The organism is Colwellia sp. 20A7, from assembly GCF_009832865.1.
In the GTDB taxonomy this organism is placed as follows: domain Bacteria; phylum Pseudomonadota; class Gammaproteobacteria; order Enterobacterales; family Alteromonadaceae; genus Colwellia.
Genome location: NZ_CP047130.1, coordinates 3,704,926 through 3,723,870, shown reverse-complemented (window position 1 = coordinate 3,723,870; position 18,945 = coordinate 3,704,926). Strand labels below are relative to the sequence as shown.

14 protein-coding genes are annotated in these 18,945 nt (G+C 35.7%); 8 read left to right on the top strand and 6 right to left on the bottom strand.

The window, feature by feature from the left end:
• Window positions 1–75 precede the first annotated feature (75 nt).
• Window positions 76–990 carry a DMT family transporter gene (locus GQS55_RS15985; protein WP_159821438.1) on the bottom strand — a complete coding sequence of 305 codons (915 nt, stop codon included), beginning with the start codon at window positions 988–990 and terminating at the stop codon, window positions 76–78.
• 152 nt (window positions 991–1,142) lie between these two features.
• Here GQS55_RS15985 and GQS55_RS15980 point away from each other — a divergent pair, with 152 nt between their 5' ends.
• The 4 genes from GQS55_RS15980 to GQS55_RS15965 all read left to right on the top strand — a co-directional run bounded on the left by GQS55_RS15980 (window position 1,143) and on the right by GQS55_RS15965 (window position 6,553).
• A complete protein-coding gene (locus tag GQS55_RS15980; RefSeq protein WP_159821437.1) occupies window positions 1,143–2,627 on the top strand; it encodes an aminotransferase-like domain-containing protein in 1,485 nt (494 codons plus the stop codon).
• Window positions 2,627–3,880: a multidrug effflux MFS transporter gene (locus GQS55_RS15975; protein ID WP_268892409.1), complete on the top strand. Its 1,254-nt coding sequence runs from the start codon at window positions 2,627–2,629 to the stop codon at window positions 3,878–3,880. Before GQS55_RS15980 ends, GQS55_RS15975 begins: the two co-directional genes overlap by 1 nt.
• 37 nt (window positions 3,881–3,917) lie before the next feature.
• The gene (gene elbB / locus GQS55_RS15970; RefSeq protein ID WP_159821436.1) at window positions 3,918–4,574 is read left to right on the top strand and encodes an isoprenoid biosynthesis glyoxalase ElbB; all 657 of its coding nucleotides are present in this window, start codon (window positions 3,918–3,920) and stop codon (window positions 4,572–4,574) included.
• Window positions 4,575–4,708: 134 nt separating this feature from the next.
• Window positions 4,709–6,553 (top strand): glycoside hydrolase family 3 protein, encoded by a 1,845-nt coding sequence (locus GQS55_RS15965; RefSeq protein ID WP_159821435.1) that lies wholly within the window; start codon window positions 4,709–4,711, stop codon window positions 6,551–6,553.
• 121 nt (window positions 6,554–6,674) lie between these two features.
• Here the strand turns inward: GQS55_RS15965 and GQS55_RS15960 are convergent, their stop codons facing one another.
• The 3 genes from GQS55_RS15960 to GQS55_RS15950 form a co-directional block, all read right to left on the bottom strand.
• Window positions 6,675–6,866, bottom strand: a complete 192-nt coding sequence (locus GQS55_RS15960) for a hypothetical protein (RefSeq protein ID WP_159821434.1) — start codon at window positions 6,864–6,866, stop codon at window positions 6,675–6,677.
• Between the two features lie 198 nt (window positions 6,867–7,064).
• The gene (locus GQS55_RS15955) at window positions 7,065–8,255 is read right to left on the bottom strand and encodes an anhydro-N-acetylmuramic acid kinase (protein ID WP_159821433.1); all 1,191 of its coding nucleotides are present in this window, start codon (window positions 8,253–8,255) and stop codon (window positions 7,065–7,067) included.
• Complete coding sequence (locus GQS55_RS15950) at window positions 8,245–9,723, bottom strand: OapA family protein (RefSeq protein ID WP_236559672.1); 1,479 nt, start codon at window positions 9,721–9,723, stop codon at window positions 8,245–8,247. Before GQS55_RS15950 ends, GQS55_RS15955 begins: the two co-directional genes overlap by 11 nt.
• 267 nt (window positions 9,724–9,990) lie before the next feature.
• On the opposite strand from GQS55_RS15950, the gene tyrS reads away from it, so the two are divergent.
• Both tyrS and GQS55_RS15940 read left to right on the top strand, forming a co-directional pair.
• Window positions 9,991–11,190: a tyrosine--tRNA ligase gene (gene tyrS / locus GQS55_RS15945; RefSeq protein ID WP_159821432.1), complete on the top strand. Its 1,200-nt coding sequence runs from the start codon at window positions 9,991–9,993 to the stop codon at window positions 11,188–11,190.
• Between the two features lie 439 nt (window positions 11,191–11,629).
• A complete protein-coding gene (locus tag GQS55_RS15940) occupies window positions 11,630–13,435 on the top strand; it encodes an alpha/beta hydrolase family protein (RefSeq protein WP_236559671.1) in 1,806 nt (601 codons plus the stop codon).
• A 96-nt stretch (window positions 13,436–13,531) separates the two neighbouring features.
• On the opposite strand, the gene GQS55_RS15935 is transcribed toward GQS55_RS15940, so the two are convergent.
• Window positions 13,532–15,229, bottom strand: a complete 1,698-nt coding sequence (locus tag GQS55_RS15935; protein ID WP_159821430.1) for a dipeptidyl-peptidase 3 family protein — start codon at window positions 15,227–15,229, stop codon at window positions 13,532–13,534.
• A gap of 244 nt (window positions 15,230–15,473) precedes the next feature.
• Complete coding sequence (gene rpsT, locus GQS55_RS15930; RefSeq protein ID WP_159821429.1) at window positions 15,474–15,734, bottom strand: 30S ribosomal protein S20; 261 nt, start codon at window positions 15,732–15,734, stop codon at window positions 15,474–15,476.
• A gap of 373 nt (window positions 15,735–16,107) precedes the next feature.
• Between rpsT and murJ the strand changes: the two genes are divergently transcribed.
• Together murJ and ribF are read left to right on the top strand one after the other, a co-directional pair.
• On the top strand, window positions 16,108–17,739 hold the full coding sequence (murJ, locus tag GQS55_RS15925) for a murein biosynthesis integral membrane protein MurJ (RefSeq protein ID WP_159821428.1): 1,632 nt from the start codon (window positions 16,108–16,110) through the stop codon (window positions 17,737–17,739).
• A gap of 259 nt (window positions 17,740–17,998) precedes the next feature.
• The gene (gene ribF, locus GQS55_RS15920) at window positions 17,999–18,937 is read left to right on the top strand and encodes a bifunctional riboflavin kinase/FAD synthetase (protein WP_159821427.1); all 939 of its coding nucleotides are present in this window, start codon (window positions 17,999–18,001) and stop codon (window positions 18,935–18,937) included.
• The last annotated feature ends 8 nt before the right edge of the window (window positions 18,938–18,945 follow it).

Below are 18,945 nucleotides of genomic sequence, written 5' to 3'. Positions count from 1 at the left end.
GCATAGCAGGAAGGAGCTGCTATGCCGTGTGCTATTGGCAAATATCTCATATATTGAGTAAATGTGCCGTCAGCATTAAACTTTTGCAGCTTCTTTAGCATTAAATAACCGCTGTAATGTCGATGTTTTAGTTAATACTATTAAGTTACCTAGCAAAACAAAACTTAAACCAATCACTGTAAATTCACTCCAAGCAAAACCTTCTACAATCGTTGAAATAAATACCGCAATAGCTGGAAAAATAATATTTGCATATGACGTTTTATGGGAGCCAATACGCGTCATTAAACTTAAATAGCAACCAAAAGCAATAACAGATCCAAAAAGAGATAAGTAAATTAACGACGTTAAATAAGCTGGCTCAAATGAAAAAGTAAACTGCTTACCTTGTACGATAACTGCTAGGCTAGTAAAAATAGCGCCATAGAGCATTCCCCATGCATTCGCTTGCACAATAGGTATATTATTTCTTTGGTTTTTAATCGATATCATATTACCTATAGAAGCAGAAAAAGTTCCCATTAAGCAAAGACCTAGCCCAAATAATGTAGCAACCCCTAAGGTAACGTCGGTTAACTGCGGCCAAAACAAAGTAACTATGCCTAATAAGCCAAATGCGCCACCAAAATAAACCTGCTTTGTGATTTGTGTTTTAAAAAATAGCTTGGTATTAACAATATTCATCAACATTAATGTTGAAAAGGCAATGCAAGTAAGTGCTGAATTAATATGTTGCTGCGCGTTATAGAGTAGTAAGTAGTTTAATCCAAATAAACAAATACCAAAGGCTGCAAATAAGCCGTGTTGTTTTAGAGAAAAATGCATCGGTAAGCGTTTTAACTTTGCAAAAGTAAATAAAATTAGCGCTGCAATGGCAAACCGGTAAGTTACAGAAGCCTCGGGAGCAACATCACCTAATTGGTAACTAATGGCAATCCAAGTGGATCCCCAGATAAGGACAGTGATCAGGTAGAGGAAACTATTATTCATTTTTCTCATCTCTTTTTGTTTGATAGTGATACCAAATAAATGAAGGTAAATTGCGAAAGCGAATGACAGTATAGAGTTTATTTGTTTTAATAACATATACAAAATAATGAAAATGAAACCTATACAGTTTTGATCGCCTAAAGATTTATGCTATGCAATTACTTGATAAAACTTCACCTGCCTTCTTATATCAACAAGTTATCGAATTTATTGATTATCAACAAAAAACAGGTGTTTTATTACCTGGGGACAAGTTACCGAGTTTACGCAAGTTAAGTCGTCAATTTGAAATAAGTGTCCCTACCGTCAAACAAGCTTATATTGAATTAGAACGCCAAGGGCGCGTTTGTGCTAGACCGCAATCTGGTTATTACTTAATGGCGCAACGAGCGCGAACATTAAAACCCATGCCAACAAAGTGGTCTCATTGTGCACCTGCAACTGTTCAGTGTCGTAATATGATAGAACAAGTGTACGAGGCGGTACATATACCTAATACTGTTGCTTTAGGCATATCAAATCCTATTCAAGCTAATCCTCCAGACAAAACACTGGCAAGATTAATGCGTTCAGTTTTATCAAAAGTAGCAGAAAAAGCGGTGAGTTATGGTCCTGTAACGGGCGATGCTAAATTACGTATGCAACTAGCTTTTCGATATCAAGAACAAGGTATTGTCATTAATTCAGATGAAATAGTTATCACGAATGGTGCGCAAGAAGCCTTATCTATTGCTTTACAATGTGTTGCCCAAAGAGGCGATATTATTGCGGTAGAATCTCCGTGTTTTTTTGGCATTATCGAGTTAATTGAAACGTTAGGTATGAAGGCTTTAGAAATTTATACCTGCACAGAAGAGGGCGTTTGTTTAAATGATCTTACCAAAGCAATTAATAAGCACCCGATCAAAGCTTGCCTATTTTCATCTGCGATCAATAATCCATTGGGTTCAATGAAAACAGATGTTCAACGACAAGCGCTCGTGAGTCTACTTGAAAAACATGATCTGCCGTTAATCGAAGATGATGTTTATAGCGAACTGTATTTTACAGAGAAAAAACCTAAACCAGCACAATTATATTCTGAAAAAGGATTAGTGATGACTTGTTCGTCATTTTCCAAAACAGCGGCCCCCGGTTATAGAATCGGCTGGTTATTACCCGGAAAGTTTGAAGAGCAGGCAAAGCGTGTTAAAAGAGCACAGTCATGTTCAACTCCAATGTTACAACAATGGACTTTAAACGAGTATATTCAAAGTGGTGACTACGATCGCCATTTAAGTGTATTGCGTAAGAAATTGATTTACAACTGTGAACGCATGCGTGCTTTAATCGCCGAACATTTTCCAAGTGAGGTCTGTATTTCTAAGCCTCAAGGGGGGAGCGTATTATGGCTTAGATGTCAGTCACATGTTAATACTAGTGAATTTTTTCAAGAAGCAATTGAGCAAGGGGTAAGTTTTGCCCCTGGTATCATATTTTCAATGTCAGGCAAGTATGCTAATTACATGCGTATTAGCTTTGGTGTGCAGTGGAATGAGCAAGTAGAAAATGCAATCAAAACGTTAGGTCGTTTAGTATTTAAATACTCACATAACGACAACATTAATAGTAAAATTGATCAAAAGGACACGTTTTAGTGGAATCCGAGAACACAGTTAAGGCTGAAAAGTCAGTACAGATATCACTTAAATTACTTTTACCTTTACTTGCATCTATTATGGCTTTATCACCATTAGCTATTGATCTCTATTTGCCGGCGATGCCTATTTTAGCCGAACATCTAGCCACTGATATGCCTATGGTACAAAACTCTTTAAGCATTTACTTATTAGGTTATGCTTTAGGTTTGATTTTATTTGGTCCAATGGCAGATCAACATTCACGAAGAAAGATGGTGATATTTGGTATCAGTGGTTTTTTATTGGCAAGCTTACTATTACCTTTCGCGCTAAATATTGAACAATTCTTATCATTACGTTTTGTACAAGCTTTTATTAGTAGTGCAGCAACCGTGGTTATTCCAGGAACAATACGAGAATATTATAAAAAAGATACCGCAAAAGGGTTGTCATATGTATCAATGATAATGATGGTAGCGCCAATGATCGCACCCAGTATAGGTAGTATTTTATTGGTAGCCCACAGCTGGCAATTAATTTTTTATGTTTTAGCTTTTTATAGTATCGTTGTTTTAGTGCTATCGATTAAATATTTACCTGATGCAATTGAGACTACTTCTACTAATAGCAATTCGGATAAAGAGAGTGGGGAACAGGTTAAACCGATTAATTTTTTAGAGCGCTATAAAATTGTATTTTCTAATAATGAGGCTAGATTAGATATTATTAGTTCAATGATGATTTCATTAGCCTTCTTTTCTTATATTACGGCAATTCCCTTTGTCTATTTAACCGTATATGAGGTTTCAGAATTAAGCTTTAGTGTTTTATTTGGTATTAACGTTGCTGGACTAATGACGGCACATTTTATTAATGCGCGTTTAGTTTCTCGTAAAGGCTCAAGAAAAATGTTGCGTTATGGCTTAATTATCTCGCTGATTTCATCAGCATCCTTGGTTACTGTTAATCTCTTATCCATGTCTGTTGTGTTCACTGTGTTATCTATTTTGCCGTTAATGGGCAGTATTTCAATGGTTGCTGTTAATTCTGATGCTTTAGTTTTTACTAAGTTTCCGGAACAATCAGGCACTGCAACTGCAGTAATAGGCACTTTACGTTTTGGTGTTGGTGCTTTAGCTGGGCCAATTTTAGCTTATTTTTATGATGGTAGTGCGTTACCTTTCGCAGGGCTAATGTTTTCTTCTGTGTTATTGGTGCTTTTATGCCAATTAATTATTAGTATAAATGAACAACAGAAAAAAATAGCGTAAAATCTCAATATTAGGCCCTCAGTGATAAGGATAAAAAATGAAAAAAGTCGCAGTAATTTTAAGTGGTTGTGGTGTTTACGATGGTAGTGAAATTAATGAAACAGTACTTACGTTATTAGCTATTGAGCAAAATAATGCAAGTTATTGCTGTTTTGCACCTAATATTGAGCAGCATCATGTGATTAATCATTTAACGGGTGAAGTGAGTGAGAATGAGAGTCGTAATGTGTTAGTTGAGTCTGCTCGTATGGTACGTGGTAATGTTGACGACCTATGCGAATTACGAGTACAAGACTTCGATGCTATTATTGTGCCTGGTGGTTTTGGTGTTGCAAAAAACTTATGTAATTTTGCACTTGATGGCGATAATTATCAAGTAAACGACCAAGTGTTATCTGCTTGCCAAGCATTTGCAAAAGCAGAAAAACCTGCTGGTTATATGTGTATTGCTCCGGCTATGTTGCCATTAATTTACCCTAAAGGGGTACAAGGAACTATTGGTACTGATAGAGATACCGCATCGTTAATTACTGCCAAAGGGCTGATACATAAAAATTGTAGCGTTGACGATATTGTTATTGATCAAACGCATAAGCTAGTAACAACGCCTGCTTACATGCTCGCTACTTCAATAAGTGAAGCCGCATCAGGTATTAACCGTTTAGTACATAATGTTTTGGCTTTAGTTAAGTGATAAACAAGGTGATAAAAAACGGATCATTATTTGTTTTTTACTTTTTTTCCAGCTGCTTACTCTCAGGTAAATCTTATGCTTTACCTAGTAATGCAGCTAGCCAACTATCCGTTAATAAAACATCGAACTCCCCTATGACAGCCAAAAGTAATTATTCAATACAACTTTCTGACTTTGAAAAACAATTAGCAGCTAAAATGGCACTTGATATCCGTTATTTTTGCTCAGAAAAACTAACGAATACTACCGGGCGTTGCTTAGAGCCAGTGACTGAACTACCGAAAGCCTTAGCTGATGTCATTACAGCAACGGGTATTGGTAGCGTAGTACTTTTTGCTGAAAACTTATCAACAACAAAACAAATTATTCAGTTAACGCATGACTTGCAAACAGCAGCTATTAAATCTGATTCAAAACAACCGTTAATTATCTCTATTGATCAAGAAGGTGGCAGGGTAGTGCGTTTACCTCAAGCTACATCGTTCGCCGGTAATATGGCTATAGGTGCTACTTATCAAGCCAAAGGTATCGATTTTGCTACTGCAACGAGTACTATTATCGCGAAGGAATTAATGTTATTAGGAATTAACAACAACTATGCGCCTGTTGTTGATGTGAATACTAATGCGATGAACCCTGTGATTAACACTCGCTCTTTTGGTGAAGAGCCGCAGCTTGTTGCTGAGTTAGGCGCAGCAGCTGTTAATGGCTTTCAAAGCCAAGGGGTAATGGCTACGCTCAAACATTTTCCTGGCCACGGTGATACTCATGTTGATAGTCATTTAGGATTGCCACTTGTTGAGCATGATTTAGCGACGATAGAAAGTAAAGATTTAGCGCCATTTAAGTGGGCAATTAAGCACAGTGATCCTGCGATGATCATGACTGCACATATACAATACCCGACATTAGATGATTCAACGATTGCAAATCTTAAAGGCGAAAAAATTATTCGACCAGCAACAATGTCTCGAAAAATACTGACTGGTTTGTTAAGAAATAACATGGGATATGACGGTATTATTGCGACAGATGCACTGGATATGGCTGGTATTTCTCATTATTTTAATGAGGTGACCGCGGTGGTCGAAACCTTTGTTGCAGGCGCTGATTTAGCGGTAATGCCGTTTAAAATAAGAAAAGTTGAAGACATTAATAAATTCAAATTATTTGTTAAGGCTGTTGCTGAAGCGTTACAACAGAAAATCAATAAAGATGAATTTTCAATAGCAGAAATTACACAGTCTGTTCAGAGAATAAATAGCTATAAAAGAAAATATATAATGCTACCAGAAATGTCTCTAGATAAGAGAGTTACGTTAGCAGAGCAGTATATAGCACAAGAGCAAAATTTATTGCTTGAACAAGCCTTAGCAGATAACGCTGTGGTGTTATTGACTAATAATCAAGATAAGTTACCGATGGATGTTAAACGCATTTTACGTATTCATTTATTTGTACTGAATTGGCAAGAGTTTCGCGCTTTAAAAGCCGCGATCATTTTTCATTGGCAAAGCTTAAATCAATTACCGCCACAAATTAGCGCGACAGTGGTCGCCGAGCGTGATGCACAATCACAAATACATCAAGGTGGTAAATTAGCTAAAGCTGATCTTATTATTGCAACAGTTGATACTAAGATAGCGAGCGCAGTTGATATTGGTGGCGCAGAAGATGTATTAACTCAAGCGTATATTGCTAATAAACAAGGTAATGTGAGTTATGAGCAGTTACTGGCTTACCAGTTACAACAAGCTAAGCAACGAAAAGTAACGAGTATGTTGATTGCTAAAGGGTCACCTTACTTATTAAACCCTTATACTAAACTAGCAGACTCTATTCTAGTGACATTTGACGATAGAATTTATAACAAGAGTAATGACATAGCATACAGCCCCGGTTATCAGACGAGTATTGCTATTATGTTAGGTAAGCAAAAAGCATTAGGAGTATTACCTGTGAGCCTACCTAAAGATTAAAGATAAGCTTGTGCTAAATGGATAAAAAAAGCCCATAAAATATATAAATTTTATGGGCTTTAGTTTTTTGAACGTTTGGTTTGTGCTGGCTTTATTGGTCTAACACTGTAATCAGGCAAGCTTAATAAAAGGTATCTCCTTTATTGTGAGCTTGTGGATCTTCAATAATTTCTTCAAATTCTACTTGAAAATTATTGTTATCATAAGTGTCAGCCATGTAGATTGTTCTAGTTGCTCCATCTATCCAAGTGACGGTGCCGCTACCTTTTTTACTGCCGCATTTCATACCAATATGTATCTCGTTAAATTCCATAACCTTCCTACCTCCTAATGTTTAAGATGCTAGTACTTCTATTTATATTTAGACGACGTAATTAATACTTAGTTCGGTTTGTATGTTTTTCAATCGAAAACAAATACGGTTACCGTATTATAATTAAACAACTTTGGTTTGATTTTTGTACTCTTTGGAATTCATTATAGAGGTAATATTGATCTTTACTAGTGAATGTTAAGGTAAATACTCATTACCAAGGGTGCAACATTTGCTAGCCCCCGTTACCGTTGACATGCTGCTTAATAACTTTTTGTCATAAGCAAAGGCTAACCAAGCAAAGGCTATCGCTTCTAATTGATCACCATCAATATCTTTTTGATTAGTAAGAAGAAGTTCGTAATTTTTGTAGTGTAGTTCTAGTTGTTGATTTATTTTACTTTTTAAAATTTCATTATGCGCGCCGCCGCCACAAAGGTATATTTTAGTAGTAGCTTCATTATTAGGGCTGTGCTGCTTAATTGCATCAACAATAGTTATCGCTGTTAACGCGGTAAGTGTTGCTTGCACATCTTCATTGCTAACGTGAGAGAACTGAGCTAGTTGACTCTTTAGCCATGATAAATGGAAATATTCTCGACCTGTACTTTTCGGGTGAGGAAGTTGGAAATAGTTGTCAGATAAAAATAGCGCTAATAATTCATCATCAATTTGCCCTTTTTTGGCCCAATTACCATTCTCGTCATACTTAGTTTTACTATCAGGGTTGTGTAAGCTAAACCAGTCATCCATCAATGCATTGCCAGGACCTGAATCATAACCGCAAATATCTTGTTTATCCGTTGCTGGCAAGAAGGTGAGGTTAGCTATACCGCCAATATTAACGACAAAAACATCAGCATTACTGTCATTGTTATTATTCTCACTAAAAATTGTTTGATGAAAAGCCGGTACTAATGGAGCACCTTGTCCACCTAATGCCATATCTTTTCGGCGAAACTGCCCAATGACACGAATATTCGTTAAGGTTGCTAATGTTTGATTGCAGCCAATTTGTAAAGTAAATGGGTGGGTTATTAATGGTCTATGACGGACAGTTTGGCCATGGTTACCAATGGCAATAATGTCAGAATAATCTAGCTGTTGCTGTAGTAAAAAAGCGTTAATTGTAGCGGCAAAAAGTCTTGCTAACTCGACATCTAAAGCAAAGGTGCGATCAATCTCATTATTACCAGGGTTATAAAGTGACTGAATTTTTTCAGCAGTCTCACTACTATAGGCTTGATAATAACTGGCGTGATGTTGAAGTTGATGATTTTGGTCAAAGGACACTAAGGCCAAATCAATGCCATCAGCACTCGTGCCTGACATTAAACCAATATAATAGGTAGGCGCGTTTGAATTACCTGAATTTGTATTAATCGTCATTTTTAGGTGTATTTTCCTCAGCAAGACTCATTGATAACACGATACGTTTTGAATCGGCTAGCTCTTTTAAACGTTTTTTAGATATTGCGGTAAATTCAGTTTTATACTTTGTATCGATTGGTTTTGAATCAGGCAGTTTTACCGTTCTAGGGTTGCGATGTACACCATTAAGCAAAAATTCATAATGTAAGTGAGGACCTGCAGCTAATCCTGTTGCGCCTACATAACCAATAACTTGCCCTTGTTTAACACGTTGACCTTTTTTAACCGCTCGTTTTGAAAAATGTAAATACTTAGTTACTATGCCATTACCATGCTGGATAAAAACATAATTACCATTGTATTTGTTATAAGTTGAATGAGTAACTTTACCATTGCCTGCTGCTACTACTGGAGTACCTGTTTTAGCTGCATAATCAACTCCTCTGTGTGCTTTCCAACGTTTTTGTACTGGATGAAAACGTTTAGGGGCAAAGCTAGAGCTGATATATTTAAAGTTTACAGGGGCGCGTAAAAAGGCCTTACGCATACTTTTACCATCAGAGGTATAATATTCACCATCAGTAAATCTTACGGCTTGAAAAGGGTCTTTTTGGTTGATAAATTCGGCAGCTAAAATATTACCAGTACCAATATATTCACCTTCAATATATTTTTTCTCATAAATCACATGAAAACTATCGCCAGCTCGTATATCTAAAGCAAAATCTATATCCCAACCAAAAATGTTAGCAAGTTCAATAATTTGTCTATCGCTTAAGCCTGCAACTGTTCCTGCATTCCAAAAATTTGAATTAATTGTTCCATGTGCATAATCTTGAGTAATATCAACAGGTTTACTTTCTTTATGTGATTGATAGCTATCACCGACAAGATTGATATACAAAGTGTCTGTTTTTGATAAAGGGTATTCAAGTGCTGTTATTTTCTGTTCTTTATTTGTCGCAATACGAAGGGTATCGCCGACATTCATCTTAAGTAGTAGTTTGCTGTCTTTTCCTTTAGCGCTACTAACCGCATAAGTATCTTGTGCACTAAATCCTAAACGTTTAAATATTCTAGCTAAAGAATCTCCGCTGCGAACTTCGGCACTTTGCCAAGACATTTTACTTTGTTGCTCTGAATTTACTGTTGTGGAGATCTCGCTTTCATCAATTAGCTGACTGTCTTGTGATACGACAGTCGCTGGAATTTCTATTTCAACAGGCGTCGCAGGAAGTCGGTCAATGGAAGATTTTTCGGGGATTGCAACTTGATAGCGTTTACCAACTTCTAGGCCTTGCTTATGGTTTTTATTGTTTGTTAACTCATGCTCACTTGGCAGTAGTATTATGAATAAAGTTAGTATTGATATTCCAATAATTATAGCACGATGTCTTTTGGGTAATTGTTGGAAGTTTGTTAGTAAGCTAAGAAAAACTTTATGAAGCGTTTTTAATTGTCGTTGTATTATTTGTTGTTTATTCACGGAGATATGTATTTACTTTATATGGGTAATAAAAATACGACAACTGTCGCTAAGTCATAATAATTTGATTTACGTGGAACGGGGAAAATTGAATCAAATTAGTATCGTCTCGAACTATATCAAAGTTTTTAGTAAAGTTTTCAGAAAAATTCTTATAAAAGTTGTTACAAAAAATGGCTACATCGATTTTTATACTGTTATGTATAAGATAAAATGAGTAGAATTCAGCCATTGAAATAAATATATAGCTAGCCAATGGAGCTAAAAATGACGGATGTAAGTCAAGCGTTTGCAGAATTGAAGCGCGGTTCAGAAGAAATATTAGTAGAAGAAGAGTTATTAACAAAACTTAAAACAGGTAAGCCGTTAAAAATTAAAGCAGGGTTTGATCCTACTGCACCAGATCTACATTTGGGTCACACTGTTTTAATTAATAAGTTGCGTCAATTTCAACAGTTAGGTCATGAGGTTATTTTTCTTATCGGTGATTTCACTGGCATGATCGGTGATCCAACGGGTAAAAATGTTACCCGTAAGCCACTCACTAAAGAAGATGTATTAGCCAACGCCGAAACTTATAAAGAGCAAGTGTTTAAAATCTTAGACCCAGCTAAAACCACTGTGGCATTTAACTCTACTTGGATGGAAAAATTAGGCGCTGCAGGAATGCTACAGTTGGCTTCTCGTCAAACAGTTGCTCGCATGATGGAACGTGATGACTTTAAAAAGCGTTATGCAAACGGTCAAGCTATTGCCATACATGAATTTATGTACCCACTTGTGCAAGGCTGGGATTCAGTGGCACTTGAAGCGGATGTTGAGTTAGGCGGCACAGATCAAAAGTTTAACTTATTGATGGGGCGTGAATTACAAAAGTCGGAAGGGCAACGTCCACAAACTGTATTAATGATGCCTTTACTTGAAGGTTTAGACGGTGTGCAAAAAATGTCTAAGTCATTAGGAAATTACATTGGTATTACTGATAGTCCATCAGATATGTTTGGTAAAATCATGTCAATTTCAGATGTACTTATGTGGCGTTATTATGAGCTATTGAGTTTTAAGCCTTTAGCTGAAATTGAAGGCTATAAAACTGAAATCGAGCAAGGTAAAAATCCACGTGATGTTAAAATTGATTTGGCAAAAGAATTAATCACTCGTTTTCATGATGAAGCAGCAGCAGAAGCCGCGCATCAAGAGTTTATTAATCGTTTTCAAAAAGGTGCAATGCCAGATGAAATACCAGAGCTTGAATTGGTTGTTGAAGGTGGTGAAATCGCTATAGCTAACTTATTAAAAGAGGCTAACTTAGTCGGCAGTACTTCTGATGCTTATCGTATGATTAAGCAAGGGGCGGCAAAAATAGATGGTGAAAAAATTACTGATAGAAATTTAGTGATCGTCACCGGTAGCAATGCGATATACCAAGTTGGTAAACGAAAATTTGCTCGAGTTAGTGTTAAATAGCTAGTCGACGCAATATCTTCTCAAAATAAGCCAATCACTTGATTGGCTTATTTCTTTTTATTACTACGCACTATTCTTCTTAACGCCAAACGTTCAATACTATTAATGATTCCATTTAGTCTATAAACCTTTAAATAGGTCTGTATTATTGATTTTTTTGATATTTAACGTGATATAAGCTTTTATTTGGTATCACTTTTTTTTAATATACCTTTGAATAAAGATAATTGATTTACGAAACCGGACTAATGGTTTTGATTTGGAATAGTAAAATTTAGGGAGTGAAACACAAAATATTATGGCTAATATATACATTAAAAAATTAAATAAACTTTCGAGCTACATCATTATTACTCTACTTATAGGGTGCTATATATATACGACTCAGACTCGCGCCGCTACATTAGAAAACTTTTCTCGCCATTTAGAATATTATGATATGAAAATATCCCCAGATGGTAAGTATTTAGCCGCATCAGTTAATGTTGATGGTGATAAAAGCTTGGTCTTTTTAGATGCTAAAACGTACGAAGTAACATATATACTTAATTCTGGAGGAAAAAACCAAGCTGCTGATTATTACTGGGTCAACAATGAACGTGTAATCATCCAACTAGAGCAGTTACGCGGTTCGTTAGAAGAGCCTATTAACTTAGGTGAACTCTACGCGATTAATTATGACGGTCGAAAAGGGCAAATGATTTTTGGTTACCGCTCAAAAGCCGGTATTGTTTTATCAGGTCATGCAGGTTTTCTAATTGATATTTTGGAGGAGGATGATAAAAGTGTCTTAATTTCAAAGCAACTTCTATCACGTAAATCTGATGTGCTTCCTCAGGTTGTTAAGTTAAATGTATATTCAGGTAAAGAAAACCGCCTGAAAACTGCCCCTATTCCTTATAGTAAATTCCTTGTTGATAATGATGGTCAACCACGCTTTGTTGCTGGGGTTGATAATGACTACAACGTTAAGCTTTTTTATTCAAAAGATAGAGATAGTGAATGGCAAGCGTTTGGTGAAGATTTTAACGGTGAATTTACACCGATTTCTTTTTCACCAGATAATGAAAGTGTTTATGCATTAAAAGCTGAAAATAGTGAAGCAAAAGGATTATATAAATATAACCTTGCAACAAAAGAAGAAAAGTTGCTTTATAAAAGTAAGCTTGTTGATCCCACCCATGTCATTCAATCGAATGTGAATAGTGTCTTTGGTTTACGTTTAGATGAAGATTATCCGAGTTATATTTACCTAGATGATGATAACGAGGAAGCGAAAATACATAAAGCATTATATGGTGCTTTTAAAGGAAGTAAGATTGCTATCACAAGTAAAACAAGAGATGGTAATACTATTATCGTTAAAGTTAATAGTGATAGAAACCCCGGCTCTTTTTATTCCTTCAATACTAAAACGATGGCAGCAAAGCATTTATTTAAGAGTGCTTCTTGGATTAAACCTGAAGAAATGTCACCGGTAGAGCCTTTCAGAATAAAAACGCCTGACGGACTAACGTTAAATGGCTTCTTAACCTTACCTAAAAATAAAACCAAAAACCTGCCTACCGTTGTTCTTCCTCATGGCGGCCCACATGCGAGAGATTATTGGGGATATGACCCACAGGTACAGATGTTAGCTAATGCAGGGTATGTTGTTGTACAAGTTAATTTTCGTGGTTCTGAAGGCTATGGTAAAGCCTTTATGGAAGCTGGTTATACAAATTGGGGAACCAAAATTCAAGATGATATTTTACTAGCACTCAATTATGCGGTTCAAGAAGGTATTACTGATAAAAATAGAGTTTGTATTTTTGGTACAAGCTTTGGTGGCTATAGTGCTTTACAAAGTGCAGTTAGAACGCCTGAGTTATTTAAGTGTGCTATAGGTTATGCCGGTGTATATGACTTGCCAATGTTATACAAAGAAGGGGATATAACGTCGCTTAAATGGGGTGGAGCATACTTAGATACAACATTAGGTACTGATGTAGAGCAACAACGTGAGAACTCGCCTGTATACCACATAGATAAATTAAAAGCGCCAGTACTAATTATTCATGGTGAAGATGATCAAAGAGCACCTATTGAGCATGCAGAGAAATTAAAAAAAGCGCTTGATGAACATAAACACCCTTATGAGTGGTTAGTAAAAGATAAAGAAGGTCATGGTTTTTATAATGAAGCTAATATTTTGGAAGTAAATAAGAAAATACTTTCTTTCTTAGAAAAACATATAGGTACATAAGTTAAGTTGTTAAATTACTAACATTATTTAATCTTGTTGGCCTATTATTTATAGTAATATTAGGCCAGCATTTATACTGTTAACTAAAGAAAAGTACTATAACCCCAGTACTTTTTTACCTTGTTTAAAGACTATGTCAACAGGGATTTTAGCACTTTCTAAGCGAGCTAAATCTGCCGCTAACGTTTCACTAATAACACCTTTAGTCACAACTAATTGCTCAACACCTTGATAATCGCCTGTGCCTTGCAAAGTTAAAATAAGCTTAGATAAAGAGTTAATCGCATCGCTCATTTTATCTATGTTCACGCTATATAAACCTTGTTCATTACGGCTGAAAGCGCCTTGCTCTTGGAAGTAGTTAAAGCGAACCATATTTGCCTTGCCGTGTGCTGAACTTGCGCCAAAGCGCACTGAGCGAAATATGCCAGCCATAAAGGTCGTGTAGTACTCTTCAAGCTTACCTTCGGTAATAACGCCTTTATCTAACAGCTGGCGTATCATGTATAAGCCTAAAATATCTGCTTTACCTTCTTCTAATGCACTAGCATGTTCTTTTAATGATTGGCGTACAGTACCTTTGTCGTTTATGGTGTTTTTGATACCTAAACCATGAGCAACTTCATGAAACATGGTGTTAGCAAAGAAGCCTGTGAAAGTAACATTTTTACGTTGCTCAGGTACAATTAAGGTATCAGCGATAGGGAGCATAATAGTATCAAACTTGGCACGCATCGCATTTTTCAGCTGTAAACGACGAGTTCCTTTTTTCAGCTGAACTTGTTCGTCATTAGGTAAATTAATTGCGATGGTTTTGCTACCAGCGTTTGAATGGCCAGCATAATATATTACATCGTAAGCATTTAAATCGGCATCAGAGCCAGGTACTTCGGCTTTAAATTTATTTGATACAGGTAATTCTTTTTGTAGTTCAGGTAAATATTGTGCATATTTAGCGAGTTTTTCGCTCCACGTTAAATCTTTAATTAATACGTATGATTCAAATGCAGCACGGTAACCGTATAATTGGTCTTCATAGTTCTCTATTGGACCAATAACGACATCTATCGGGTTGTTCTTCATATCCATCCAAGCAAAATCTGAAGCCTGATATTCATCAGTTCTCAGTGCCTCTGCTCGCATTGTTAGATAATTTGCAAACTCTTTATCATCAGCTAAAGTGGCTGCTTTTTCTAAAATTGCTGCAGCGCGATTAATCTCATCGCTATACATTTCCGAGTAGGCAACTGTTATTAATTTTCCTTCATCATCACGATCAATAATCGAATATAAACCGTCTTTTTTAGCTAACGTTGTTTTTTCAAATTCAGCTTTAGCCATACCATTTGGGTAAAACTCTGCGCCTTCAGCTTTAGCATCATTTTGTGTTAAAAAGACTTTATCTCCATCTAATCTATCCCAAGGACCATAATTTATTTCGGCGAAACGACGAACTTTTTCATTTTTAATAGAGGCAAGAAAAGTATTTTTATCTTGTGAGAAAGCTTGTTGCCAAAAGAGGTCATCCATAATTTTAGAGGCATCAATTAGTAAGGCTAACATTTGTTTTTGGTTATCGGATAAGTGGCTTAAATCAGCGGACAGCGTTACTTCTTTATAGATATCTAGACGTTTTTCAAATCCTGGTAATAATTGGGGAGCTGTTTCCGCCGCTACATTACTTGATGTATTTGCGCCATTATTACAAGCGCTTAACGATGTGATAGTAACTATTACTATCGCGGCTATTTTGGTAAGTTTTGTTGTTAATTGTGATTTTTTTAGCAAAGTCATTATCGTTCTCAATGGTGATTTAGCATTTTCGTTGGCAAAGAGACTAAAAAAAATAGACTCAAAGTGCAAGAGAACAGCGAAATTAAATATAATTAGCGTGTAAAGTTAGAAGATTCATAAATTTTAGACATAAAAAAACCGACAATAAGTCGGTTTTTTGCGTTTACCTGATAATAATCTATTAAATTAATTATAAGGTAATAATTTTTTCATAAAATAATGCGCATTACTTATAAAATAAAAATTATAAAGCTTTAACAGCTGCATTTAAGCGGCTCTTACTACGAGCTGCTTTATTTTTATGAATAAGACCTTTAGATGCATAACGATCTAAAATTGGTGTAGCAGCAGCTAGTTCTTTTGTTGCTACTTCTTTGTCACCAGATTCAATAGCTGCGTTTACTTTTTTAAGTAAAGTACGCATCATTGAACGACGACTTGCATTATTTTGACGGCGCTTTTCAGATTGTACTGCGCGCTTCTTAGCTTGCTTTGAGTTAGCCAAGGTGACTCCTAAAGTATGTAATATATAAGCTTAAATTTAAGGCGACGAAATATGCCTGTTTTTTAGCTGATTGTCAAATGTTTTAATTGCCTAACTAATAAAATCATCAATAAATTTTAATAAATAGTTAAACTGCAATCAAAAAGAATATTGTTGGTTTTACTAATATGTCACTAACGTAAACGTTATTAACGATTAGTTAACCAAGTATGTTGTGAACAGTCGTAAGTATACATTGTTTAAATGGGTAAAATCATCACATAATAGTAATTATTTTTAGTTACTTATTTTGTTGTCTAGGTAACTCGCTATTTTTGCAGCTTAATCGAACGATAAAAGTTTATATCTGCTATGAATTATAAGGGTTTTGTTTTTGAGTAAAAAGTTAATAAAATCAGGTGCTATTGTAAGTTTTATGACCTTGGTTTCTCGTGTTTTAGGCTTAGTTCGAGATGTTGTTATTGCTAACTTGATGGGTGCAGGAGCAATGGCTGATGTTTTTTTATTCGCCAATAAAATTCCTAATTTTTTTAGGCGCCTTTTTGCTGAAGGGGCATTTGCACAAGCTTTTGTACCAGTATTAAGTGAATTTCATTCTCTAGATGAAAAAAATGCGGTAAAAAACAATACAAGTAATGACAATAGGGCGTTAGCTAATCCCGATGTTTCTCTTGATGAAACGCGCCGGTTAATTGCACAAGTTTCGGGGACTTTAGGCGTCATTATTACCCTAGTGACTTTGTTCGGTATGTTGGCCTCTCCTTTATTTGTTATTTTATTTGGTGGGGGTTGGTTTGTTGAATGGCTAAACAGTGGTTCTGATAGTGTTGGTGGTGAGAAGTTTGAATTAGCAGCCAGTTTATTAAAAATAACATTTCCTTATTTATGGTTTATTAGTTTCACCGCACTTGCTGGAGCTGTATTAAATACAATGGGTAAGTTTGCTGTAGCAGCATTTACACCAGTATTACTCAATATTGTTATTATTTTAATGGCAATATATGGTGCTGAATATACAGACAGTCCAGCCTACGCATTGGCTTGGGGGGTGTTTTTTGGTGGTTTAATTCAATTTTTATTTCAAATCCCATTTTTGTATAAAGCTGGTGTTTTGGTTAAACCTTGTTGGTCTTGGCATAGCAAAGGCGTTACTAAAATCAGGAAGTTGATTGTACCGGCATTGTTTGGGGTTTCTGTTACGCAAATTAATTTATTACTTGATACATTGATTGCTAGTTTTCTAATAACAGGCTCTATTAGTTGGTTATACTATGCCGATAGGTTGTTAGAGTTTCCATTGGGCTTATTTGGTATTGGCATTGCCACGGTAGTCTTACCAAGTTTATCAAAATTGCACAGTAATAATGATCCCAAGCAATTTAGTGCTACGCTAGATTGGGGCATTAAAGTGATAAGTTTTTTTGGTTGGCCTGCCTTAGCAGGGCTAATGGTATTGGCACAGCCTATTATTATGGTACTTTTCATGCGAGGCGAATTTAGCCAAATAGATGTTTTACAAGTATCAATGGCTTTGTTTGCTTATCTATCCGGTTTGTTAAGCTTTATGTTTATCAAAATTTTAGCACCAGGATATTATGCTAGGCAAGATACTAAAACGCCGGTAAAAATAGGAATAAAAGCGATGGTGGCTAATATGGCTTTTAACCTAATGCTAGCGCCATTTTTTGGTTTTGTCGGTTTAGCCATTGCAACAACCTTATCAGCAACACTCAATGCCTGGATGTTATACCGAGGTTTGAAGCAAGCAAAAGTTTATCATTTATCAAAAAGCACTAAAATTTTCATAGGAAAGTTAATCTTCTCTGCGAGTGTAATGGCATTGGTTGTTTATCAATTATCAAGTGATTTTGCTGTTTGGCTTAATATGAGTTTTTTTGAACAAGTATCACAGCTAGTACTTTGTATCAGCGCAGGTTGTTTAAGTTACTTTATTATGATTTTTGTCTTAGGTGTTCGTTTTAAAGACTTTAAAGTAGAAAGTTAAATTGAAATGAAAATAAAAGTAAAGTAAAAGTGTAAAAATAAAGCGTCTTAGCTACTGATTATTATTGCGCTTTAATATATAATTCGGCGATTTATTTTTATAAACAGTCGATATAAAGGTTTTTTATTTAAGACTCTAAACTCGTTATTGCATAGTATGTTTAATCTTGTTTTTAACGAAGATGTGCTTTATTTTTTAACTTTATATGTATTAATTAGTGCTGTTCGTTTTTTGTTCCTTAAAGGTGAAGTCAAGAATAATGCAGTTAGTTCGCGGTATACATAATATTCAGCCAGGTGATCATGGTTGTGTATTAACTATAGGTAATTTTGATGGTGTTCACAAAGGTCACCAACGCGTTATTTCAGCATTAGTGGCTAAAGCTAAGGCGCTTAATTGTGTTGCGGCTGTTTTGGTTTTTGAACCTCAACCTCAAGAAGTATTTGCACAGGATAAAGCGCCTGCAAGGTTGTGCCGTTTAAGAGACAAATATGCATTATTGTCAAAGTTAGGTGTGCAACGTCTCATCTGTGTTAACTTTAATATGAAATTTGCTAACCAAAGTGCAGAGCAATTTATAGAGCATTTATTAGTTGAAAAATTAGGCATAAAGCATTTAATTGTAGGTGACGACTTTCATTTCGGTAAAGATCGTATTGGCGATTTTACTATGTTGTCACAGGCTGGAAAAAGGTTTGGTTTTGAGGTCACGGATACTGCAAGTTGTAAAATGGAAGATTGTAGGGTTAGCAGTACCGCAATTAGAGCAGCATTAGATAAAGATGATCTAGTAAACGTTGAAAACATGCTTGGAAGACCTTATTCAATAATAGGTAAAGTATTTCATGGTGATAAACGTGGTAGACAATTAGGCTTTCCTACAGCGAATGTTCTATTAAAAAGGCATAATTCACCATTAAGTGGCGTTTTTGCGGTAAAGATAAAAACAATTGATGGTATGTTTAACGGTGTCGCTAATATTGGCGCTAGACCTACGGTTAATGGTATTCGAGAACAGTTAGAAGTACATATTTTTAATTTTAGTGATGACATTTATGGTCAGTGCATTGAAGTGATAATTATAAAAAAACTTCGTCAGGTGATGAAGTTTGAAAACTTAGCTGCGCTAACGGCGCAAATTAAGATTGATAGTGAACAAGCGAAAGATGTGTTTGAAAAAATAAATAATGTAGGTTAGGCATATGT

Excerpts from the sequence above, each read along its gene's own strand:
- GQS55_RS15965 (WP_159821435.1), top strand. The coding sequence starts at position 4,709 with ATGACAGCCAAAAGTAATTATTCAATACAACTTTCTGACTTTGAAAAA.
- GQS55_RS15940 (WP_236559671.1), top strand. The coding sequence starts at position 11,630 with ATGAAAATATCCCCAGATGGTAAGTATTTAGCCGCATCAGTTAATGTT.
- tyrS (WP_159821432.1), top strand. The coding sequence starts at position 9,991 with ATGACGGATGTAAGTCAAGCGTTTGCAGAATTGAAGCGCGGTTCAGAA.
- GQS55_RS15935 (WP_159821430.1), bottom strand. The coding sequence starts at position 15,229 with ATGACTTTGCTAAAAAAATCACAATTAACAACAAAACTTACCAAAATA.
- elbB (WP_159821436.1), top strand. The coding sequence starts at position 3,918 with ATGAAAAAAGTCGCAGTAATTTTAAGTGGTTGTGGTGTTTACGATGGT.
- GQS55_RS15985 (WP_159821438.1), bottom strand. The coding sequence starts at position 990 with ATGAATAATAGTTTCCTCTACCTGATCACTGTCCTTATCTGGGGATCC.
- GQS55_RS15980 (WP_159821437.1), top strand. The coding sequence starts at position 1,143 with ATGCAATTACTTGATAAAACTTCACCTGCCTTCTTATATCAACAAGTT.
- GQS55_RS15955 (WP_159821433.1), bottom strand. The coding sequence starts at position 8,255 with ATGACGATTAATACAAATTCAGGTAATTCAAACGCGCCTACCTATTAT.
- GQS55_RS15960 (WP_159821434.1), bottom strand. The coding sequence starts at position 6,866 with ATGGAATTTAACGAGATACATATTGGTATGAAATGCGGCAGTAAAAAA.
- ribF (WP_159821427.1), top strand. The coding sequence starts at position 17,999 with ATGCAGTTAGTTCGCGGTATACATAATATTCAGCCAGGTGATCATGGT.